This is a genomic window from Kitasatospora sp. NPDC127067, assembly GCF_042724755.1.
Taxonomy (GTDB): Bacteria; Actinomycetota; Actinomycetes; order Streptomycetales; family Streptomycetaceae; genus Kitasatospora; species Kitasatospora lactacystinica.
In genome coordinates this window covers 1-4,643 of sequence record NZ_JBHXEM010000249.1, presented here as the reverse complement: position 1 = coordinate 4,643, position 4,643 = coordinate 1, and the positions used below count along the sequence as shown (strand labels likewise).

Here is a 4,643-nt window from a genome sequence, read left to right as displayed (position 1 = left end):
CCCCACCTACATCTACACCCCCAAACCCTCCGGCCGCGACTTATGTTAATAACACACCGCCCCCGGGCACGGGGGGGCCCGGGGCGGCGCTGTGCGGGCCCTCCTCGGCCGGCGGGCGGCTGCCCGACGGAGGCCGGCGGAGTGCGGGCGACTCAGAGGAAGTAGAGCCGGTTCAGCGGGACTTCCTCGGCGGGGGAGGACCGCAGCGGCGTGCCGTCGAGGGTGACGAGACCCTCGCGCGAGTCGACGAGGACCTCGCCGAGGCGGGTGTTGCGGACCATGTCGCGCGGGCCGATCCCGCGGGTGTGGCGGACGGCGACGCGACGGCGCCGGGTGGTCATGGTGTCGTAGGGGCGGTCCCGGGTGCCGGACTCGGCGGCGGCGCGGCTGGTGAAGGCGACGGAGAGGTCGGCCGGGGTGGCGCCGTGAGCGCCGAACAGGGGCCCCAGAACGAGCGGTTGGCAGGTCTCGGTGGCGGCGTTGGGGTCGCCGGTGACGCCGTAGGCGGGAAAGCCCGCCTTGAGGACCAGCTGCGGTTTGGCGCCGAAGGAGGCCGGCTGCCACAGCACGATGTCGGCGAGCTTGCCGACCTCGATCGAGCCGACCTCGTGGGAGAGGCCGTGGGCGATGGCCGGGTTGACGGTGAGCTTGGCGATGTAGCGCAGCACGCGCTCGTTGTCGTCGTCCGGGCCGTCGCCCTCCAGCGGGCCGCGCTCGGCCTTCATCTTCCCGGCCACGGCGAAGGTGCGGCGCACCGTCTCGCCGGCCCGGCCCATGCCCTGGGCGTCGGAGGAGGTGATGCCGATGGCCCCGAGGTCGTGCAGGACGTCCTCGGCGCCCATGGTGCCGGCCCGGATGCGGTCGCGGGCCATCGCGGCGTCGCCGGGCAGGTCGGTCTTGAGCCCGTGGACGGAGACGATCATGCCGTAGTGCTCGGCCACCGCGTCCCGCCCGAAGGGCAGGGTGGGGTTGGTGGAGGAGCCGATGACGTTCGGCACGCCGGCCATCTTCAGCACGTTGGGGACGTGCCCACCGCCGCAGCCCTCGATGTGGAAGGCGTGGATGGTCCGCCCGTCGAGGACGCTCAGGGTGTCCTCGACCGAGAGGCACTCGTTCAACCCGTCGGTGTGCAGGGCCACTTGGACGTCATGAGCCTCGGCGACGGACAGCGCGGTGTCCAGGGCGCGGGTGTGCGCGCCCATGTCCTCGTGCACCTTGAAGCCGCAGGCCCCGCCCTCGGCGAGGGCTTCGACGAGCGGGGCGGGGTGGGAGGACGAACCTCGGCCCAGGAAGCCGATGTTGACGGGCCAGGCGTCGAAGGAGTTGAAGGCGTGGCGCAGTGCCCAGGGCGAGTTGACGCCGACGCCCCAGGCGGGGCCGAACTCCTGGCCGATGATGGTGGTGACGCCGGAGGCCAGCGAGGCCTCCATGATCCGCGGGGACATCAGGTGGACATGGGTGTCGATGGCGCCGGCGGTGGCGATCAGGCCCTCGCCGGAGACGATGGCCGTCCCGGTGCCGACGACCACGTCCACGCCGTCCAGGGTGTCCGGGTTGCCGGCCCGCCCGATGGAGGCGATCCGGCCCTCCCGGATGCCGATCGAGGTCTTGCGGATGCCCTGGATCGCGTCGATCACCAGCACGTTGCTGATGACGAGGTCGCAGGTGTCCCGGACGGCGGCGGCCTTGAGGTGCAGGCCGTCGCGGGCGGTCTTGCCGAAGCCGACGAGGAACTCGTCGCCCGGCCGCTGGGAGTCGGACTCGACCCGGACGACCAGACCGCTGTCGCCGAGCCGGACCCGGTCCCCGGCGCGCGGGCCGTGCACGGCGGTGTACTCGGACGCTTCGATGCTGCTGCTCACGGCTGGTTCTCCTGCCCGTCGTCGACTGCTCCGGGGCGGCCCTGCTCGGCGGCTCCGGGGCAGCCCTGTTCGGCCGCTCCGAGGTAGCCCTGCTCGGCCGCCCGGCGCAGCGCCTCCTGCCGTGCCCGCGGCGAGTCCAGCGGGCCGTCCACGAGCCCCGCGAAACCGATCGCGACGCGCCCGCCGCCGATCGGCACCAGGTCGACCTCGACGGTGGCGCCGGGGTCGAAGCGCACCGAGGAGCCGGCCGGTACCGCGAGGTGGGTGCCGTAGGCGGCGGCGCGGTCGAAGACCAGCCGCGGGTTGACCTCGAAGAAGTGGAAGTGCGAGGTGACCGAGATCGGCACGTCCGCGGTGTTGCGCACGGCGAGGGTGTGCACGGCCTCCGGCCCGGGCGCGGCGCGGCCGTCGCCGTGGCCGCTCGTGCCGTCGCCGGGGTCGCCGTGGTGGAGGACGGCGCCGGGCGCGGCCGCGCCGAGGGTGCCGCCGCCGAACGGGTCGGCGATGACGGCGAGCCGGGTGCCGTCCTCGAAGACGGCCTCGACCTGGATCTCGGTGACCAGGTCGGGGACGCCGGGCAGCACATCGGCGGCGGCGAGGACGGAGCGTCCCCGTCGGACGGCCTCGGCCAGTCGGAGGCCGTCGCGGGCGGCCTCGCAGACGGTGTCCGCGATGAGTGCCACGGCCTCGGGGACGTTGAGCCGCAGGCCGCGGGCGCGGCGGGCGCGGGCGAGTTCGGCGGCCGTGAAGATCAGCAGCCGGTCGCGTTCGGTGGGGGTCAGCTGCACAGGGGTTCCGTTCTCCCTCGGTGCGGGACGGTGCGGGACGGCGGGGGGCGGGTGCGGGACGGGGTCAGCCGGCGGGCTGGTCGTGGGTGGCGCAGTGGATGCCGCCCCCGCCGCCGGCGATGGTGTCGATCGGCAGGGGGACGATCTCGCGGCCCGGGAACTGGTCCCTGAAGACCTCCTGGGCGTGGCCGTCGGCCTTGGCGTCACCGAACTTCGGCAGGTAGACGCCCTTGTTGCCGATGTAGAAGTTCATGTACGAGGAGACGAAGGCGTCGCCCCGGCCGGTGATCCTGTCCGGGTCGGGCTGGCCGATCTCGATCACCTTGAGCTTCCGGCCGGCGGCGTCGGTGGCCTCGGCGAGGACGGCGCGGGCCTGGTCGGCGGAGCGGGACCAGACGTCCGGCGGGGTGCCGGGGAAGGCCCGATCCAGCAGGACGACCCCGGGGGCGGCGTAGCGGGCGAGGCAGTCGACGTGGGCGTCGGTGATGTCCTTGCCCTTGACGCCCGCGAGCCAGATCACCTTGGTGAGGCCCAGCACCCGCTTGAGTTCCGCCTCGATCTCGTCGCGGGTGCGGCCCGGGTTGCGGTTCTCGTTGACCACGGAGCTCTCGGTGACCAGCAGCGTGCCCTCGCCGTCGGTCTCGAAGGAGCCGCCCTCGGCGGTGACCGGGGTCTCGATCCGCTCGATCCCGTACTTCTCCAGGACGGTGCGGGCGATCCGGCCGTCGTTGGTGTGCTCCTGCTTGCCGCCCCAGCCGCTGAAGTTGAAGTCGACGCCCTGGACCTTTCCGCCCTCCTCCACGAAGACCGGGACGGTGTCGCGGGCCCACAGGTCGTCCACGGGGACGGAGAGCAGCTCGACGTCCGAGCCGCAGGCGTTGCGGGCCGAGGCCTCCTGGCCGGGGCGGACGAGCAGGACCACCGGTTCGCGCTCGCCGATGGCCCTGGCCACCGAGGCGATGTCCCGGCGGACGGCCCCGAGCTGCTCGCCCCAGACGTTCTCGGAGGCGGGCCAGGCCATGAAGGTCCGCTCGTGCTTCTCCCACTCGCCGCCGAGCCGGCGTCCGCGGGCGGGTGCCGGGGCGGGGGTGGACGCGGGGGGCTGTGCGGGCGCTTGCGTCGACGCCTGGCCGGGGGCGCCGGAGGCCGTGGCCGCGGAGTCGGCCGGGTCGTCGCCGGAGGCGGCGCAGGCGGTCGCACCGAGGGCGATCGCGCCGACGCCGGCGAGCGAGCGCAGTACCGTGCGGCGGGCGAGGGAGGGCTGGGACACGCTGGACTCCGGTGGGGCTGGGGGTGGTTCCGGTTCGGCGGGAGGGGCGGGCTCCGGGGGAGCGGTCGCGCGGCGCCGGTTGGGCGGTGGACGAGGTCGTCCCGGTGGACGGGGTCGTCCGGCATCACCGAGACTGAACTCTCGCATTGACTGAAAAATCAGTCAAGCTTTACGGTGAAGTCACCCAAACCACCCCGAGACGACCGGGCCGCCGAACGGACGGCCCGGTCACGACGATGAAAGGCCGGGTGAGGCGGCGATGCTGCGCAATGGTCTGGAACCCTGGCACGTGCTGGTGACGGTGGCCGTGCTGGTGCTGCTGTTCGGCTCCAAGAAGCTGCCCGACATGGCGCGCGGACTGGGGAAGTCGATGCGGATCCTGAAGTCCGAGACGGCGGCCCTGCGGGAGGAGGCGGCCCCGCCCGGCGGCGCCCCGGCGGGCGACGGCCGGTCCGGCGGGACCCCGTCCGGCGGGACCCAGCCGGGCGGGACCCAGCCGGGCGGGGCCGCGTCAGGCACCGGCCGGTCAGGCACCGCCCCCTCCGGCGGCGGTCCGGCCGAGCCGGCCCGGCACCCCTGACCGTCCCGTCGGCCGCGCGCCGCCCGGGACGTCCGAGAGCCGCCGCTCCCCACCAGTCGGTGCGGGAGGGGCGGGGGGCAGGCCGTGGGGGGGGTCTGGGGCCGGGGGGTGGGGTTTTAACAAAAAAAAACCCCCCAGACCAC

The 4,643-nt window shown here is 74.0% G+C and carries 4 protein-coding genes; 1 reads left to right on the top strand and 3 read right to left on the bottom strand.

The features are described from left to right. Positions 1 to 152: 152 nt before the first annotated feature. The 3 genes from ACFWJ4_RS40865 to ACFWJ4_RS40855 all read right to left on the bottom strand — a co-directional run bounded on the left by ACFWJ4_RS40865 (position 153) and on the right by ACFWJ4_RS40855 (position 3,920). Positions 153 to 1,862, bottom strand: a complete 1,710-nt coding sequence (locus ACFWJ4_RS40865) for an urease subunit alpha (RefSeq protein ID WP_380554349.1) — start codon at positions 1,860 to 1,862, stop codon at positions 153 to 155. Continuing rightward, positions 1,859 to 2,650 (bottom strand): urease subunit gamma, encoded by a 792-nt coding sequence (ureA, locus tag ACFWJ4_RS40860; RefSeq protein ID WP_380554346.1) that lies wholly within the window; start codon positions 2,648 to 2,650, stop codon positions 1,859 to 1,861. Before ureA ends, ACFWJ4_RS40865 begins: the two co-directional genes overlap by 4 nt. A 64-nt stretch (positions 2,651 to 2,714) precedes the next feature. Further along, a complete protein-coding gene (locus ACFWJ4_RS40855; RefSeq protein ID WP_380554343.1) occupies positions 2,715 to 3,920 on the bottom strand; it encodes an agmatine/peptidylarginine deiminase in 1,206 nt (401 codons plus the stop codon). A 259-nt stretch (positions 3,921 to 4,179) separates the two neighbouring features. Between ACFWJ4_RS40855 and tatA the strand changes: the two genes are divergently transcribed. Then, entirely contained in the window at positions 4,180 to 4,500 is a 321-nt protein-coding gene (gene tatA / locus ACFWJ4_RS40850; protein WP_380554341.1) for a Sec-independent protein translocase subunit TatA, read from the top strand. Positions 4,501 to 4,643: the final 143 nt, after the last annotated feature.

Excerpts from the sequence above, each read along its gene's own strand:
- tatA (WP_380554341.1), top strand. The coding sequence starts at position 4,180 with ATGCTGCGCAATGGTCTGGAACCCTGGCACGTGCTGGTGACGGTGGCC.